Below are 16,360 nucleotides of genomic sequence, written 5' to 3'. Positions count from 1 at the left end.
ATCGCTGGTTGAGCCTGCCGGAACCACGGAACGGGCTCGACCAATATCGGTTCTCCCCGGCCAGCGACAGCGGGCGTGAGCGGGCGTTAGCGCAGGTCGTTGAGAGCGGCGGCCTTGTCGGCCACAGCGGCCGCCTCCTGGGCGACCGAACCGGCATGCCCGGCGACAACCCCGGCCTGGTCTGTCACCGTCTGCGCGAGCCCCGCAAGGTCTTCGGTCGGAAGGTCGACCTTCACGGTCGTCGAGCTGTGAGCGCCGCCCGAAGCCGGAACAGTCGGAGCCGTCGGAGCCGTCGGAGCAGAAGCAGCAGCCGACCCCGCACCAGGCCGCGAGCTCGCACCATCCGCGCCCTTCGCGAACGCCGCGCCGGCTGCAGTGCCGCCGACGAGGCTGCCCAGCAGATCCTTGATTCCCACTCCCATGGTCGAGCTCAGCACGCCGTCGACCTCGGTGAAGCCCGACGCAACGTTCTTCGTGAGCTGGCTTGCGCCGTCCGTCGAAATCACGGTCAACTGATCGATGTTGCCCATCGGCGCCGCGAGCTGGCGGGCGATCTCCGGCAGCATCTCCACCATGCGAAGCTGCAGGAATGCCTCGGACTGCTGCGCGACGGCCTCTGCGCTCAAGCGTGTCGCTTCAGCTTCAGCCGCACCGCGTGCACGGATGGCGTCGGCGTTCGCCTCGCCCTCTTCACGAACAGCCGCGGCGGTGGCGATGCGGCTGTCCCGATCACCGTTTGCCGCGGTCACGGCAGCCTCCGCTGCGGCGAGCGCGGTGACCTTGATGCGGTAGGCCTCGGCGTCGGCGACGGCGTTGACCTCTGACTCGAGCTCGGCCTTCCGCAGTGTGGCGCGCAGCTGTGCCGTCATCTCCTGTTCGCGCACGATGCCCTGCTGCGCGGTCGCCTCGGCGAGCGGCCGGGCCGCCGCTGCCTCAGCAGATGCCTTGTCGGTGTCGAGCTGCAGCGCTGCTCGACGGAGCGCGAGCGTGTTTTGCGCTTCAACAACCGCCTGCTCTGCTGCGATGGACGCTTCCTGCGCCTCGCGGTTCGCCTGGTGCTCGGCGACCTCGGCCTGCCTGCGCACCTTGGCCTGCTCCGCACGACCGATGTCGCGGATGTAGTCGTTCTCGTCTGTGATGCCCTTGATCTCGAACGAGTCGACGTCGAGACCCTGGTTGGCCAGCGACTCCCGTGCGGTCGCCAGCACCGACGAACCCAACTCGTCGCGCTTCTGAATGATGGTCATGACATCCGTCGCACCGATGGAGGAACGCAGCGAACCCGAGAGCACTTCCTGCGCGAAGTTGTCGATGTTCTTGTCCTGGCCGAGAAAGCGCTGGGCTGCTGCCCGGATGGCCTGAGGGTCATCACCGACCTTCACGATGGCGACCGCTTCGACGCTCAGGGTGATGCCGTTTCTGTCCTGGGCGACGGCGGTGATCTCGATGGCCCGGCTGCGCAGGCTGATCTTGAACGCCTTCTGGAAGAACGGGGTGATGAACACACCCTGGCCGTGCACAACGCGCTGGCCGGACTCTTCGAGGGTCGCACCGTCGACGATGGTCTTCTTCGACTTACGTCCGGTGATGACGAGCGCCTCGTCCGGACCGGCGTTCTTGTAGATCGAACGCGCATAGACCAGCACGATCAGCAGAACGATGACGACCAGTGCGATCAGACCGGGGATGGGCGAGAACAGGAAGTCGAACATGGTGTCCTTTCGAGGCGGTCATCGAAGCGTACCGGTTGCGACAGAACGGCGCCTCCCCTAACGGGGGATGGCCTCCGATATGACCCCGCAAGTGGCGACATAAATCCGTGTCTTCCCTGCCCATCCGAACAGTAGGGTGGGTGTGCCCCGGGGTGAGTCTGCCCGTTCAACTTGCCCGCCAGGATCGGAGAACGTGTGGTGTTCCTCACCATCGACATCGACGATCCGGTCCTGCTCTGGGTGGTGTATGGGTGCGCTGTGATCGCCTTCCTCTATCTCCTGCTGCGCCGCCCGTTCGCCCGCTGGCTGATTCCCTCGCTCGTCGCGCTGGCGGCCGGTTCGCTGCTCGGCCTCCTCGTCACCTGGTCGGTCGACGCCCTGGAGTCGTTCGGCCCGCCGATGGCACCCGAGACCCGTGTCTGGATCGTGGGCGCGTTCGCTGGCATAGCACTGGCCGCGGTGAACCTCTGGCGGTCCGGAGCACTCCGCCGCATTGTCGCCATCATCAGTGCGGTGCTCATCGCTGCCACGGCCGGGCTCGGCATCAACGCCTATTTCGGCCTGAATCCCGACCTCGGTTCGCTGTTCGGCATCAACATCGACCGCCCTATCGACCTGCCTACAAAGATCCAGACGACGGATGCCGATGGCCGGCCACTGTGGGAGACCTGGCAGGATCCAGGCGGCCTACCGGCAACCGGACGCGTCGGCACCGTGCACATCCCTGCCTCACAGTCGGGCTTCGACGCCCGCGACGCCGAGGTCTACCTGCCGCCGGCGGCGCTGGCGGCAGACCCGCCCAACCTGCCGTTTGTGCTCATGATGATGGGGCAGCCCGGCAACCCTGACGCACACCCGATCGGCGACGTGCTCGACCGATTCGCCGCCGAGCACGACGGACTCGCCCCGATCGTGCTTGTCGTCGACCAGCTCGGCGACCCGTCGATCGACCCGCTCTGCCTCGATACGATCCAGTTTGGCAACGCGCTGACCTACCTGCGGACGGATGCCGTCGGCTGGGCAACGCAGAACCTCAACATCTCTGCAAACCGCACCGACTGGACCGTCGCCGGCTACTCCAACGGAGGGCAGTGCGCCATCAGCCTGGCGGCGCGGGATCCCGAGGTCTGGGGTAACGTCATCGATATCGCCGGAGTCGAGTATCCGGGCAGTGAGAACGCGGACGAGGTTCTCTCCGATGTCTTCCACGGCGACCAGGCCGCATACGACCGCGAAAAGCCGGTGAACATCCTTGCGGACCACGACTATCCAGACACCGTGGCGATCTTCACTGCCGGTTCTGACGACGACGCGTTCGGCCCTGGAGTGAAGATCGTCAGCGAGGCGGCCGCCGCTGCAGGAATGGCCGTGACATATTTTGAAGTGCCGAACGGCGGACACACGATTGTCGCGCTGGACGGCGGGCTGAACGGGGCATTCGACGTGCTGTATCCCCGGTTGGGCCTGACTCAAGGAGAGGAACAGTCCCGATGAGAGGAACAGTCCAGATGAGAGGAACAGCATGAAGGACACCCTGCGGTTCGCCGGGCGCTACCTGGCTTCCATCCCGCTCTCTATCGGCTTCGCCGCCCTGCTGCTGGTGACCGCGGTCATCGCGGGCACGATCCTGCAGCCGGCGTCGAAAGAAACCCTGGACGCCTGGTCGGCCGGAGTGACCACCACCGTCGATGGCGGGCGCTGGTGGAGCGTGCTCAGCGCACTCGGCCTGGCGCAGGGGCCGGTGCAGCTCATCGTCGGGATACTCTTGGCACTGGTGCTGCTCGGCGTGGCCGAACGGCTGCTCGGCCTCCGGCGCACAGTGCTCGCCATGGTCGTGACCGGGGTCGTCGGGGTGGCACTCGGCGTGCTGCTGCAGTGGTCCGGATCCCTCTGGGGCGAATGGTGGGCAGACGGCACCAAAGCCGATCTCACCCTTGACCCGCTCTCACCGATCTTCGGGGCCGTCATGACGGCATCCGCATTCATGAGCGCGCTGTGGCGTCGACGCACCCGCATCACCCTGCTCGCGTTCCTGCTGATGTTCGTGCTCTATGACGGCGACACCGAGAACGTCTACCGCCTGATCGCGGCCATCGCCGGCCTCGTGCTCGGCGTGCTGCTGGCCAGGGACGCTCATCCGTTCCAGCTCCACAGAAGCTCTCACCGGGAGACACGCACCCTGCTCGCCACCGTGCTCACGGTCACCGCAATCGGTCCGCTCATCTCGATAGCGAACCCGAATGGCTTCGGCCCGCTTTCACTGTTCGGCTCGCTGTTCAGCGATCCGCTGCCCGATCGCGCGTCGATACTCGAGACGTGCGGAGCCGCCGACACCCTCGATTGCGATCACGCGCTCGCCGTGCTGAACCTCTACGGCGTCGGTCCCATCCTGCTGACCTTCGTTCCCCTGATACTGCTGCTGGTCGCCGCCTGGGGACTCCGCAAGGGGCGCCGCTTTGCCCTCTGGCTCGCCGTCGGCGTGAACCTGGCCCTGGCCGGTCTTGCCGCCTTCAGCTTCGATCTTGTTGTCACGCTCTCCGAAGTGGGAGAGGACGCCGCACCGCTCGATGTCGGTGAGATCATCGTCTGGATCGGCTCCGCCGTGGCCGTGCCACTCGGCATCGCCGTCGTGCTGCTGGTCAACCGGCGGCATTTCACCGTGCTCGCGCCCCGCCAGGCATACATCAGGTTCGCCACGGTGACCGCCGTCAGCTTCGTGGTGCTCGCCCTGCTCTACAGCGTCATCGCGGTGCTCACCTTCAACACCTTCGTCCCCGTCGCGACGTGGATCGACCTTCCGCTCGACGTGCCGAAGCGGTTCATCCCGCTCCATTTCATCGGGACAACCGGTGAGGTATACGTGCCGACGCATCCGCTCACCCTGATCGTGTTCCAATGGGTCGGGCCGATCTTCTGGGCGATCGTGGTGTGGGGAATCCTGCTGGTCTTCCGGGCCACAGACTCGCGGGTGCGTGCCGGCGACGACCGGCGCATCCGTCAGCTCTTGCAGCGTGGAGGCGGCGGAACGCTTGGCTTCATGGCGACCTGGCCAGGCAACGTGTACTGGTTCAGTGACGATGGAGAGGCCGCGGTCGCCTACCGGGTGATCAACGGTGTCGCGATCACCCTCTCAGACCCGATTTGCCGCCCGGAACGCGCGGCGGCGACGATCGGCGAGTTCACCGCGTTCTGCGACCGGAACGCCTGGGTTCCCGTCTTCTACAGCGTGCATGAGCAATACCTGCCGGTGTTCAAGGACCTCGGGTGGGAGTGGATGCCTGTGGGCGAGGAGACCCTGATGCATCCGATCGATCTTGAGCTGACCGGCAAGCCCTGGCAGAAGGTCAGGCAGGCACTCAACCGGGGGCTGAAGGACGGCATCCGCGCCGAGTGGACGTCGTGGGACGAACTGTCGCTGCCGCGCCTGAACGAAGTGGTGTCGGTGAGCGAGCAGTGGGTGGCGGAGAAGGAACTGCCCGAGATGGGCTTCACGCTCGGCGGCATGGATGAACTGCGCGATCCAGAGGTGAAACTGATGCTCGCGATCGGGCCGGACGACAAGCTGCAGGCCGTCACCAGTTGGCTGCCGATGTACGAGGCGGGGGTGCCCGTCGGCTGGACGATCGACTTCATGCGCCGCGCAGACGGCAGCATGAACGGAATCATGGAATTCGTGATCGTGTCGGCCGCGCTGCACATGAAGGAAGAAGGCGCGAGGGTGCTGAGCCTGTCTGGGGCTCCGCTGGCAAGCGCGCCGCTCGCGGAGGGCGAGGAGCCGCCTGAGCCGACGGTGATGAGCGGGATTCTGGGCTTCCTCGCGAAGTCGCTGGAGCCGGCGTATGGGTTCTCTTCGCTGTTCCGGTTCAAGGCCAAGTTCAACCCGACATACTCGACGATCTACATGACCTACCCGGATCCGCTGGCGCTCCCGTCGATCGCAGCGGCGATCGGCAAGGCCTACCTGCCGGAGATGACGCCGGCGCAGGGGTTGTCGCTGGCCCGAACGCTGGTGAAGCCCCGGGCCTGAGCGTCCACACCCAGGTGCTACAATGTAGAACATGTCGGAAGTGGGAATTCGAGCGCTTAAGCAGAACGCCTCCGCCGTCGTCGCACGCGCTGCCGCCGGGGAAACCCTGACGATCACCGACCGCGGGCGACCGATCGCACAGCTGACGGCACTCTCCTCATCGGTGCTTCAGCAGCTAGTGGAATCCGGGCGCGCGCGGCCGCCGAGGCGCAGCATCCGTGAGCTGGCCGCTCCCGAACCCGGGCCGAGCCTGTCGACCGAACTGGCCAGGATGCGAGAGGCTGAGCGGTACTGACGTGGCCCACTACCTCGACACCTCTGCACTCGTGAAGCTCGTTGTCGCGGAAGCCGAGACGCCGGCCTTGCGCCGGTGGCTTGGCCGGGAGGATCGCGCTGCGGTCTCGTGTGATCTCGCACGCACCGAACTCCTGCGCGCCGTTCGCCGCGGAGCGCCCGACCGAATCCTGCGGGCGCGGGAGGTGCTCGATTCGCTCACGCTGATCTCACTTGCCAGCTCGACCTTCGAGGAGGCTGGCCGTCTGGACCCGGCCGTCCTCCGCACGCTGGATGCCATCCATCTCGCGTCGGCACTCGAACTCGGGGACGACCTCGACGGGGTCGTGACCTACGACGAGCGCCTCGCGGAGGCCGCCAGGGCAAACGGCATCCCGGTGACGTCTCCCGCTTGAACCGCTGCAGGCGCGGGGGATGCTCAGTGCACGTGCTCGAGCAGGTCGAGTCCGACCTGCCGCATGCCCTCGAGCACCGCGAGGCGTGACGAGAGGCGGGTGTCTGCGAAATACATCGACACTGCGTATGCGACCCCGGCACGCGGACCACGCAGCAGTCCCGCTTCGCTCCGCACACCGGCATCCGTGCCCGTCTTGTTCACCAACAGGATGCCGTGATCGCTCTCGCGATGCGCCAGTGGATCGAGTCCGAAGGCACTGGCCACCATCGAGAGGTCGGTGCCGAGCGAGAGCCAGCCGATCACCCGCTCGCTGGTCTCCGCGTCGATCACCTCACCGCGGGCGAGGGCGCTGAACAGCCAGGTGAGCTCGCTGGCGCTGCCGACCGAAAGTTGCGGCGCGTCGTCTGGGCCACGATGACCACGCACCATGTCGAGCAGGGCAGTGTGCCTGAGGCCGATTTGCTCCGCACGATCACGAATCGCATCGAGGCCGACGGTGCGGATCAGCACATTCGTGGCCAGGTTGTCGCTCGACGCTCCGACCAGCGCCGCCAGGTCGGCCACCGGCAGTGACGGCGCCTGGAGGTGCTGCCAGATGCCGGAATCCCCGACCGAGTCGGCGATGGTGCGGTCGAGGATCGTGAACGCGCCGAAGTCTGGGTCGCTGAGCCGCGCGGAGACCTCGATCAGCAGGAGCACCTTGCCGATACTGGCCGTCGGCATCACAACGTGGTCGTCGACAGAGAAGAGCACCCGTCCGGTGGCCAGGTCTGTTGCCCTGGCCGAGACCTGCACGCCGTCCATCGCCAGTTCGCCCAGCGCCTGGAATCCGCGACTGAAATTGTCGCTCTGTTCGCTGCCCTGGTGCTTGCCCTGATGCGCGGCGGAGTGCCGTGCGCGACGTGACGATTCCTGAGTTGGCATACCGGGTCGGCGGCTTTCAGTCGATACTGGCTACGGATCCCCCCGAAATACCCTAGCCCACGGATGCCGGAGGCTCGCGCCGGCGACGCGGCTCACCAGATCGTGACGCGCTTTTCCGGCTCGAGCCAGAGGGCATCGCTCTCTGTGACGCCGAAGGCGCGGTAGAACTCGTCGATGTTGCGCACGATCTGGTTGCAGCGGAACTCGTTCGGCGAGTGCGGATCGATCGCCAGCAGGCGCACCGCCTCCTCGTCGCGGAGCTTCATCTGCCAGGCCTGCGCCCAAGAGAGGAAGAAGCGTTCGGCTCCTGTCAGCCCCTCGATCACCGGCGGTTCCTCACCACCGAGCGAGAGCAGGTACGCCTTCCAGGCGATCGAGAGCCCGCCGAGGTCGCCGATGTTCTCGCCGACCGTGAGTGCGCCGTTGACGTGGTGGTCTGGAACCTGCCTCGGTGCCAGTGCGTTGTACTGTGCGATGAGTGCGGACGTGCGCTCCTCGAATGCGGCCCGGTCGGCTTCAGTCCACCAGTCGGTGAGCCGTCCGTCTCCGTCGTACTTCGAGCCCTGGTCGTCGAAACCGTGGCCGATCTCGTGCCCGATGACCGCACCGATGGCACCGTAGTTCGCCGCAGCATCCCACGTCTCATCGAAGAACGGCGCCTGCAGGATGGCTGCGGGGAACACGATCTCGTTGAAGCCGGGGTTGTAGTACGCGTTGATGGTCTGCGGTGTCATGAACCACTCGTCACGGTCGAGCGGCTTGCCGATCTTGCCGAGCTCGCGCTGGAACTCGAACTCGCTGGTCGCACGCACGTTGGCGATGAGGTCGGCCGCGTCGATCGAGAGTGACGAATAGTCGCGCCACTTCACCGGGAAGCCGATCTTGGGCGTGAATTTGTCGAGCTTCTCCAGGGCGCGGGCGCGGGTCTCCTCCGTCATCCAGTCGAGCTTCGAGATCGAGTCGCGGTAGGCCTCCACGAGGTAGCCGACGAGCACGTCCATGCGCTCTTTCGCACTCGCCTGGAAGTGTCGTTCAACATAGATGCGCCCGACGGCCTCGCCGAGCGAGCCCTCAACAAGCGACACGCCACGCTTCCAGCGGTCACGAATCTGCGGGGTGCCGGTGAGCGTGCGGCCATAGAAGTCGAAGTTCGACTCGACGAAGTCGGTGGAGAGGTAGGCAGCGCTCGAACGCACGATCTGCCAGCGCAGCCAGTCGCGCCAGGCATCGAGGCGCGACTCGGTGAGGGTCGCGGCAAGCCCGGTGACGAAACTCGGCTGACGAACCACAACCTCGTCGAACGCCCGCTCTGGAGCGTCGAGCCCGGCGAGCCAGCGATCGAGGTCCGCGCCGGCGGCGAGCGCCGACACCTGGCCCCAGGACTTCGGGTTGTAGGTCTTCTCGCTGTCGCGGGAGGCCACGTTGTCCCAGTGGTGGCTCGCGATCTCGGTTTCGAGGTCGAAGACGCGCTTGGCGCGTTGCGCGGCGTCGGCGAACCCGGCGAGCGCCAGCATCCGCTCGACGAAGGCGAGGTATGCGGTGCGCACGTCGGCGAATTTCTCTTCGCGGTAGTACGACTCGTCTGGAAGGCCGAGACCGCCCTGTTCGATGAAAACGAGGTAGCGCTCAGGGTTGCCAGGGTCGTTGTCGACGTAGAGCTGGAAGGCGCCGGCCACCCCGGCGCGCTCGAGGCGGCCGAGAGTGCCGAGGAAGACCGGGATCGACGTGACGCCGTCGACGGATGCGAGGTCGGCAGCCAGCGGCGCGGCACCGAGCTGTTCAATGCGTTCTTCGTCGAGGAAACTGGCGTAGAGGTCGCCGAACTTGCGCTCCTCGGTTCCTGGTTCGGCAGTCTGCGCCTCGACAATGATGGCCTGAACGGCCTTTTCGGCCTCTTCGGCTAGCAGGTAGAAGGAGCCCCACCTGGCCTTGTCTGCGGGGATCTCCGTGCGTTCGATCCAGGCGCCGTTCACGTGGCGAAACAGGTCGTCCTGCGGGCGGACGCCCTGGTCGAGTTCGGAGAGAGTGATTCCGGATGCGGTCAGCACGTCAGTCATGCGTCAAGCCTACGTGCTACCCAAGCGCCGACGCGCTGGTCGAACGCGCGCGTCGGTCTCAGCAGCACCGGGGTGCCGTGTGCTTGGATGGCAACACTATGAACACCGTGCTGAACGTCATCTGGCTGGTCTTGTCTGGGTTCTGGCTATTTGTCAGCTACATGGTCGCCGGCATCATCTGCTGCATCCTGATCGTCACGATTCCATTCGGCATCGCGTCGTTTCGCATCGGCTTCTACGCGCTCTGGCCGTTCGGCCGGCGTGTCGTGAGCAAGCCGACGTCTGGCGTCTTCGCGTTCATCGGCAACGTGATCTGGGTGATTGTGGCCGGAATCTGGATCGCCATCGAGCATGTGCTGAGCGGCGTCGCGCTCTGCATCACCATCATCGGAATCCCGCTCGGCATCGCCAACTTCAAGATGGTGCCGATCGCGCTGATGCCGCTCGGCAAGGAGATCGTCGACAACAACGGGCAGGGCGTCTTCGCGCGCTGAGCGGCATCCGTTTCTCTTCGCCGAGCCGTGACTTGAGCACCTTCCCGCGCCAAACGAACGTGCTCAGCTCACGGCTCGCGAGCGGGGATGACGGGCGGGAATGACGGGCGACACGGTGGCCATGTCGGCACCGCGAAGTAGAGTCGGACCCATCACAGTCTTCAGCCGCCAACCCATCGATCGCGAGATCCTCCGGCTTGCCGTCCCCGCGCTCGGCGCGCTCGTCGCCGAGCCGCTGTTCCTGCTCGCGGATTCCGCGATGATCGGCCACCTCGGGCAGACTCCCCTGGCCGGCCTCGGCCTGGCCAGCGCGGTGCTGCAGACGATTATCGGACTGATGGTGTTCCTCGCATACAGCACCACCCCCGCCGTCGCCAGGTGGCTCGGGGCAGGTGACCGGCGCACTGCCGTCTCTGTCGGCATCGATGGCTTGTGGCTCGCGCTCGCCCTCGGTGCCGTACTCGCCGTTGCCGGCTGGTTCGCGACACCGCTGCTGGTCGGCGCGTTCGGCGCCGAGCCTGCCGTAACCGCCGCGGCAGCCACGTACCTCGGCATCTCCATGCTCGGGCTGCCGGCGATGCTGCTGGTCTTCGCCGCCACCGGCCTCCTGCGCGGCCTGCAAGACACGCGCACTCCGCTCTACGTGGCCGGTCTCGGTTTCGGCGCGAACATCGTGCTCAACTTCTGGTTCATCTACGGCCTTGAGCTCGGCATCGCCGGGTCGGCCATCGGCACCGTCGTCGCCCAGTGGAGCATGGTGGCGGTCTACCTCGTGGTCGTCGTGCGGCAGGCGAGGCGCGAAGGGGCGAGACTCAGACCCCACAGGGCCGGGATGCTGCTGGGCGCAACGAGCGGCGGTTGGCTGTTCCTGCGCACCGTCAGCCTGCGGGCAGCGATGCTGCTGGCCGTGTTCGCCGCCACCAGCCTTGGCTCGCCTGAGCTGGCGGCGTTCCAGGTGGCAATGACCCTGTTCGCGACGCTGGCCTTCGCCCTGGATGCACTGGCGATCGCCGCCCAGGCTCTCATCGGGCGCGGGCTCGGCGCAGGAGACGTGGAAAGTGTTCGGGCGGTGCTGCGCCGCTGCCTGGAGTGGGGCGTGGTGTCTGGAGTCGCGCTCGGCGCTCTCGTGGTGGCGAGCAGCTGGGTGCTCGGCGGCCTGTTCACCAGCGCAGAGGAGGTCGTCTCGCTGCTGCCACCGACCCTCGTGCTGCTCGGATTGTCAGTGCCCCTCGGCGGAATCGTCTTCGTGCTCGACGGCGTGCTGATCGGAGCAGGCGACGCGCGCTACCTGGCACTGACAGGGCTGGTCAACCTGGCCGTCTTCGTTCCGCTCGCCATCGCGGTCGTCGCCTGGGCGCCATCCGGTGCCGTCGGTCTCGCCGTGCTGATGGCGTCGTTCGTGTTCGGCTACCTCGGTGCCCGCGCGGTCACCCTCGGTCTACGCGCCAAGGGCTCACACTGGCTCGTCACCGGCACACGCTGAGCGGCACTCGCCGACCCCGCATCCGCCCCACACTGGTGCGCCCGACACCGCCCACAATCGCCGAACGCTCCCACAATCGCCGATAGAACGGCGACAGTCGGCGCAAATGGCGACAACCGGCGAGCGCGAAGGCTCAGGCGGGCGGCGGCGCGGTGGTGGCGCCGAGGTGGAACTCACTCGTGAAGGCGACCGACTCGGGGGTGCCACCGTCCAGCATCCGAATGATCGCCTCACCCGCGGCCCGGCCCTTCGCGGCTGCCGGCTGCACCAGCGTGGTCAGATCGTAGGCGAGGCCATCGACCCGCACGCCGTCGAAACCGATCACGCTGAGGTCTTCCGGCACCCGAAGCCCCGCTTCTTCAGCCGCACGGATGACGCCGGCCGCCAGCAGGTCACTCTGCGCCAGGATCGCGGTCGGCCGAGCGGACGCCGACAGAAGCACGCGGCCCGCTTCGAGGCCCTCCTCGATGAAGCTCGCCGCTGCGATCCGTCCGCCGATCGAGGGGAACACGTCACGGGCGCCGGCCAGGCGCGACGACGCAGTGTCTGAGGTGCTGGCGGCTTCCGCGGCGGCGGTCAGCGCGCCGCTGCTTCGTTCGGGGTCGAGGGGTAGCGTGACCATCGCGACACTGGTGTGCCCGAGATCCTTCAGGTGTTGAGCCGCGACGCGGGTCGCCACCCGGTTGTCGAGCGAGATCTGCGGCATACCGTCACCGGCGTCTCCCTCTATCGCCACCATCGGGATGCGCCGCTGGGCGAGCACCTCGACCGAATGCCCGAGGCGCGGGCTGCAGCCGATCAGCACAACGGCATCCATCGGCGCATTCTCAATGCTCACCGCGCCGTCACCGGTGTCGGTCAGCAGCAGCAGCCCTGCATCGAGGGGCGCAATGCTCTCGGCGATTCCGTCGAGCATCGCGATCTTGATCGGGTCTCGAAACGCTTCACGCACGCGTTCCTCGACCACAACGCCGACGATTCCGGAGCGGCCGCGGCGCAGGGATTGGGCGCGCGGGTCGGGGCCGGCGTAGTCGAGTTCCCTCGCGGCGGCGAACACGCGTTCGCGGGTTGCGTCTGAAACCGGGCCGGAACCGCTGAAGGCGAGGGATGCCGTAGACGGAGACACCCCGGCTCGCCGGGCGACGGCGGCCAGGTTCGGCCGATCGGGCGATTCTGTCTGCATCACGCTCCTTGCAGCGGGGGGTCAACATCCGATAGCTTAGTCGAATCGATTCGATCGAATCGATTCGAGGATGCCTCGCTCCCCACTCTCACTTCAGGACTCGCCGTGTCGAACCCCACTCCACCCCCCGAACGCGAGCCGGCCACAACCGGCGCGCCAGGAAGCGGCACTGCCGCCGACATCGACACGAACGCCAGAACCATCGGCGACCGGCATCCGCTGCTGGCCTGGCGGAATGCCGTCTTCGCGATTTTCTTCGTCAGCGGCCTCGCGACGGCGAGCTGGGTCACCAGGGTGCCGGCGGTGCGCGACAGTCTCGACCTCGGGCTCGACCAGGTGGGTATCGTCATCTTCGGTCTGTCGGCCGGCTCCGTGCTCGGTCTCATCGCCGCAGCCGGCTTGCTCGCCCGGCTCGGCGCCAGACGGGCAATGGTGCTCGTCATCTCCGTCTCTGCGATCGGGTTGCTCGTCGTTGGAGCAGGCACGACGTTCTTCCCGTCGGCGGGTTTCGTCTTCGCCGGTCTTGCCCTTCTCGGATTCGGCATGGGCTCCGTCGATGTGATGATGAACGTCGAGGGCGCCGCGGCCGAGCGCGCCATCGCCAAGACACTGATGCCGCTCATGCATGCCTGCTTCAGTCTCGGCACTGTGGTCGGTGCGCTGCTCGGTGCCGGCGCATCCGCAATCAGTCTGCCGGTGTTCTGGCACCTGATGCTGATCGGTGCGCTGGTGCTCGGGGCCGCGATCATCGCGGTGCGCTACCTGCCGCATCGGTCAGAGCTCGGCGATGACGACGCGGTGACGGATGACGCGGGCACGACCCCCGCGTCGACCTGGCGCACGAGACTGCGAGAGAATCTCTCGGTCTGGGGCGACCTGAATGTGCTGCTGATCGGCGCGATCGTTCTTGGCATGACGTTTGCCGAGGGGTCGGCCAACGACTGGCTGGCTCTGGCGGCGGTCGACGGGCACGGGCTGAGCAACACCAACGGCGCCATCGTGTTCGGCGTCTTCGTCACGGCGATGACTGTCGGCCGGGTGGCCGGCGGACCAGTGCTCGACCGGTTCGGGCGGGTCCCAGTGCTCCGTGCCTGCGCGGCTCTCGGCATTGTCGGGCTGCTGTTGTTCATCCTCGCCCCGACGATCTGGCTCCTGGCGATCGGCACCGTGATGTGGGGGCTCGGAGCCTCGCTCGGCTTCCCGGTGGGAATGTCTGCCGCGGCGGACGACCCGAAGCGGGCAGCGGCCAGGGTCAGCGCGGTCGCGGTGATCGGCTACTTCGCATTCCTGGTCGGCCCCCCGGTTCTCAGCCTGATCGGTGAATCCATCGGAATCCTGAACGCGCTCTACCTCATCCTCGCGCTGATGGTGGTCGCCGGGCTGGCCGCGCCCGCTGCGCGCGAGCGCTCCGGCAAGCGGGCCCGTTCGACCTCGCCGCCGCCGGGCGCGTAGGCGCCAGGCAGCGAACGACCGGCCCGGCTACTTCTTCGGCGTGACGGTCACGGTGAAGTCGACCGTGTCATCCGTTGTCGAGTTCGACATGGTCACGTCTGTGGTGCCCTCTTTCAGCGGCGTGATGCCCGGGTTGAACTGGGCTGAGCCGTCGTCTTTGCCCGGGGTGAACTCGGCGATCGCCGGGTCGGAGATGTCGGCGCTCCAGTCGGTGAAAGTCTCGTCGTCGCCCGTGATATCGATGGCGCCGCCCATCGGCACCTCGACCGTGGTGCCGTCGAGCGAGTCGATTTCGACGATCACCGGAGGCAGTGCCTCCGCCGAACTGGACGAACCCGACGAGTCCGACGAGCAGGCGCTGATCGAGAGCAATGCGGCGGCGGCGAGCGCAATGCCGGAAGCAGCGCGGAGGATGGATCGGTTCATCTGAGGAGTCCTTACCTGTCGGGGTCACACTTATCGAACGTCGCGGCTATCGGAATCGCGGTTATCGCCAGTCACGCTCAAAGTAGCAGGGCAGCGCTCGCACCCGTCACCCCCCACTCGTGTCGCGCCAACGCACGAGGCACGGTTAAACTCGACGAGTGCGCCTCGTTATTGCCCAGTGTTCCGTCGATTACGCCGGGCGACTCAGCGCGCACCTGCCGCTCGCCACGCGCCTGCTGATGATCAAGTCGGATGGCAGCGTGCTCGTGCACTCAGACGGCGGCTCGTACAAGCCGCTCAACTGGATGAGTCCGCCCTGCACCCTCTCGGTGCAGGAGCCAGACGACGACCAGGCGGCCGCCGGGGTCGCCGCGGTGTGGAAGGTGACGCACAAGAAGACCCAGGACCGGTTAATCGTCAGCGTGCACGAGGTGCTGCACGACTCCGCGCACGAGCTCGGCATCGACCCCGGACTGGTCAAAGACGGCGTCGAGGCGCATCTGCAGAAGCTGCTGGCAGAGAACATCGATTTGCTAGGCGACGGCCACACCCTCGTGCGGCGCGAGTACATGACGGCGATCGGACCCGTCGACATCCTGGCGAGGGATGCTGCGGGCAAATCTGTTGCGATCGAACTGAAGCGTCGGGGAGACATCGACGGTGTCGAGCAGCTGACCCGCTATCTCGAGCTGATGAACCGGGATCCGCATCTGGCACCCGTTGCCGGGGTGTTCGCCGCACAGGAGATCAAGCCGCAGGCGCGCACGCTGGCCGAGGACCGCGGCATCCGTTGCCTGGTGCTCGACTACGACGCCATGCGCGGTCTCGATGACACGCATTCCCGGCTGTTCTGACCGCGTTCATCAGCACGCAAACCGGCGCAAAATCAGCCGAGTGAGCGCTTTCATGGTTTCCAGCCCTAGTATGAGGCGAGTGAATCCTACTTTGACGCGCACCTGGAGCGCCATCCTCTTCGATCTCGACGGGACGATCACCGACTCCGCTCCCGGCATCACCAACTCCCTCGCCCGCACCTTCGCGCTGCTCGGTCGGCCCGTGCCGCCGTTGCAAGAACTGATGGCCTACGTCGGGCCTCCTCTGTTGGCCGCCTTCCGTGAGTACGCCGGAATGACAACGGATGAGGCTGACGAAGCGCTGGTCGTGTACCGCTCGGAGTACTCGGGTGCGGCTTCGCTCGACACCGCGGTTTATCCGGGGGTTGCCGGGTTGCTCGAGCGCATCCACGACGCGGGCATTCCGCTCGCTCTGGCCACCAGCAAGCCGGAACTGAACGCGATCCGTATTCTTGAGCACTTCGACCTCGCCAAGTACTTCACGGCGATTGTCGGCGCTTCTGAAGACGAGGTGCGCAGCGAGAAGGCAGACATCGTCGCCGAGGCGCTGACGCGGCTGGGGGCCGCCGGTGCCGACTTGAGTGCGCCGGTCATGGTCGGCGACCGCATCTACGACGCGGAAGGCGCGGCCGCCAACGGTGTGCCGGCCATCCTCGTGGAGTGGGGATACGGCTCACCGTCAGAGGCCGCTGCCGCGACCGCTATTGTGCATTCGGCCGACCAACTCGGCAAGCTGCTGCTCGGCTAGCTTTCGCGCCATGTGTCAAGTTTGATGCTGGACGTGTGTGATCGGCCCGGGACGTTTTTGGACCGGGCTGTGGGAGGTCGATGGACATGCGTTCGTGTGGAGGGCTGGGCCGTCGTTGGTTCGGCAGGCTGATCAGGCGCCGTTGTGCGGCAGGCTTTCGTGTGCGCCGTGAGAGGCGGCCCAGCGCGGGCGGGCGGCAAGCTAGGTTGCGCCGTCGAGCGGCATAGCTACCGTGGCCGTCACCGTCCGCGACTGAGCCTTCCTTGACAATACGCGTCTTCATCGAAGGGTTGTTGGGTCACGAGCATG

14 protein-coding genes are annotated in these 16,360 nt (G+C 66.6%); 9 read left to right on the top strand and 5 right to left on the bottom strand.

Features of this window, described 5'->3' with window-relative positions; genetic code table 11:
* Nucleotides 1-86: 86 nt before the first annotated feature.
* A complete protein-coding gene (locus K323_RS28130) occupies nucleotides 87-1,712 on the bottom strand; it encodes a flotillin family protein (protein ID WP_022887525.1) in 1,626 nt (541 codons plus the stop codon).
* 198 nt (nucleotides 1,713-1,910) lie between these two features.
* Here K323_RS28130 and K323_RS0122540 point away from each other — a divergent pair, with 198 nt between their 5' ends.
* From K323_RS0122540 to K323_RS0122525, 4 genes are read left to right on the top strand one after another with little or no spacing between them, the layout of a single operon-like run.
* A complete protein-coding gene (locus K323_RS0122540) occupies nucleotides 1,911-3,206 on the top strand; it encodes an alpha/beta hydrolase (protein ID WP_026852019.1) in 1,296 nt (431 codons plus the stop codon).
* A 28-nt stretch (nucleotides 3,207-3,234) separates the two neighbouring features.
* A complete protein-coding gene (locus K323_RS0122535; protein WP_022887523.1) occupies nucleotides 3,235-5,739 on the top strand; it encodes a bifunctional lysylphosphatidylglycerol flippase/synthetase MprF in 2,505 nt (834 codons plus the stop codon).
* 31 nt (nucleotides 5,740-5,770) lie between these two features.
* On the top strand, nucleotides 5,771-6,034 hold the full coding sequence (locus K323_RS0122530) for a type II toxin-antitoxin system Phd/YefM family antitoxin (RefSeq protein WP_026852018.1): 264 nt from the start codon (nucleotides 5,771-5,773) through the stop codon (nucleotides 6,032-6,034).
* 1 nt (nucleotide 6,035) lies between these two features.
* Nucleotides 6,036-6,428 carry a type II toxin-antitoxin system VapC family toxin gene (locus K323_RS0122525; RefSeq protein WP_022887521.1) on the top strand — a complete coding sequence of 131 codons (393 nt, stop codon included), beginning with the start codon at nucleotides 6,036-6,038 and terminating at the stop codon, nucleotides 6,426-6,428.
* Between the two features lie 23 nt (nucleotides 6,429-6,451).
* Here the strand turns inward: K323_RS0122525 and K323_RS0122520 are convergent, their stop codons facing one another.
* Both K323_RS0122520 and K323_RS0122515 read right to left on the bottom strand, forming a co-directional pair.
* Nucleotides 6,452-7,354, bottom strand: coding sequence for a serine hydrolase (locus K323_RS0122520; protein WP_022887520.1), 903 nt, complete (start codon nucleotides 7,352-7,354; stop codon nucleotides 6,452-6,454).
* A 92-nt stretch (nucleotides 7,355-7,446) separates the two neighbouring features.
* Nucleotides 7,447-9,411 (bottom strand): M13 family metallopeptidase, encoded by a 1,965-nt coding sequence (locus K323_RS0122515; protein WP_022887519.1) that lies wholly within the window; start codon nucleotides 9,409-9,411, stop codon nucleotides 7,447-7,449.
* A gap of 98 nt (nucleotides 9,412-9,509) precedes the next feature.
* Here K323_RS0122515 and K323_RS0122510 point away from each other — a divergent pair, with 98 nt between their 5' ends.
* Together K323_RS0122510 and K323_RS0122505 are read left to right on the top strand one after the other, a co-directional pair.
* Nucleotides 9,510-9,905, top strand: a complete 396-nt coding sequence (locus tag K323_RS0122510; RefSeq protein ID WP_022887518.1) for a YccF domain-containing protein — start codon at nucleotides 9,510-9,512, stop codon at nucleotides 9,903-9,905.
* Nucleotides 9,906-10,026: 121 nt separating this feature from the next.
* The gene (locus tag K323_RS0122505; RefSeq protein ID WP_051147498.1) at nucleotides 10,027-11,388 is read left to right on the top strand and encodes an MATE family efflux transporter; all 1,362 of its coding nucleotides are present in this window, start codon (nucleotides 10,027-10,029) and stop codon (nucleotides 11,386-11,388) included.
* A 133-nt stretch (nucleotides 11,389-11,521) separates the two neighbouring features.
* On the opposite strand, the gene K323_RS0122500 is transcribed toward K323_RS0122505, so the two are convergent.
* Nucleotides 11,522-12,571 carry a LacI family DNA-binding transcriptional regulator gene (locus K323_RS0122500; RefSeq protein ID WP_033373915.1) on the bottom strand — a complete coding sequence of 350 codons (1,050 nt, stop codon included), beginning with the start codon at nucleotides 12,569-12,571 and terminating at the stop codon, nucleotides 11,522-11,524.
* A 105-nt stretch (nucleotides 12,572-12,676) separates the two neighbouring features.
* On the opposite strand from K323_RS0122500, the gene K323_RS0122495 reads away from it, so the two are divergent.
* Nucleotides 12,677-14,023: an MFS transporter gene (locus K323_RS0122495; RefSeq protein WP_022887515.1), complete on the top strand. Its 1,347-nt coding sequence runs from the start codon at nucleotides 12,677-12,679 to the stop codon at nucleotides 14,021-14,023.
* Between the two features lie 27 nt (nucleotides 14,024-14,050).
* On the opposite strand, the gene K323_RS0122490 is transcribed toward K323_RS0122495, so the two are convergent.
* Complete coding sequence (locus K323_RS0122490; RefSeq protein WP_022887514.1) at nucleotides 14,051-14,449, bottom strand: hypothetical protein; 399 nt, start codon at nucleotides 14,447-14,449, stop codon at nucleotides 14,051-14,053.
* A 158-nt stretch (nucleotides 14,450-14,607) separates the two neighbouring features.
* On the opposite strand from K323_RS0122490, the gene nucS reads away from it, so the two are divergent.
* Both nucS and K323_RS0122480 read left to right on the top strand, forming a co-directional pair.
* Entirely contained in the window at nucleotides 14,608-15,303 is a 696-nt protein-coding gene (nucS, locus tag K323_RS0122485; RefSeq protein WP_022887513.1) for an endonuclease NucS, read from the top strand.
* A gap of 70 nt (nucleotides 15,304-15,373) precedes the next feature.
* Nucleotides 15,374-16,051: an HAD hydrolase-like protein gene (locus K323_RS0122480; RefSeq protein WP_022887512.1), complete on the top strand. Its 678-nt coding sequence runs from the start codon at nucleotides 15,374-15,376 to the stop codon at nucleotides 16,049-16,051.
* Nucleotides 16,052-16,360 lie beyond the last annotated feature (309 nt).

The organism is Glaciibacter superstes DSM 21135, assembly GCF_000421145.1.
Classification (GTDB): Bacteria; Actinomycetota; Actinomycetes; order Actinomycetales; family Microbacteriaceae; genus Cryobacterium; species Cryobacterium superstes.
The sequence above is the reverse complement of the archived record's forward strand: the minus strand, read 5'-3'. Positions and strand labels throughout refer to the sequence as shown.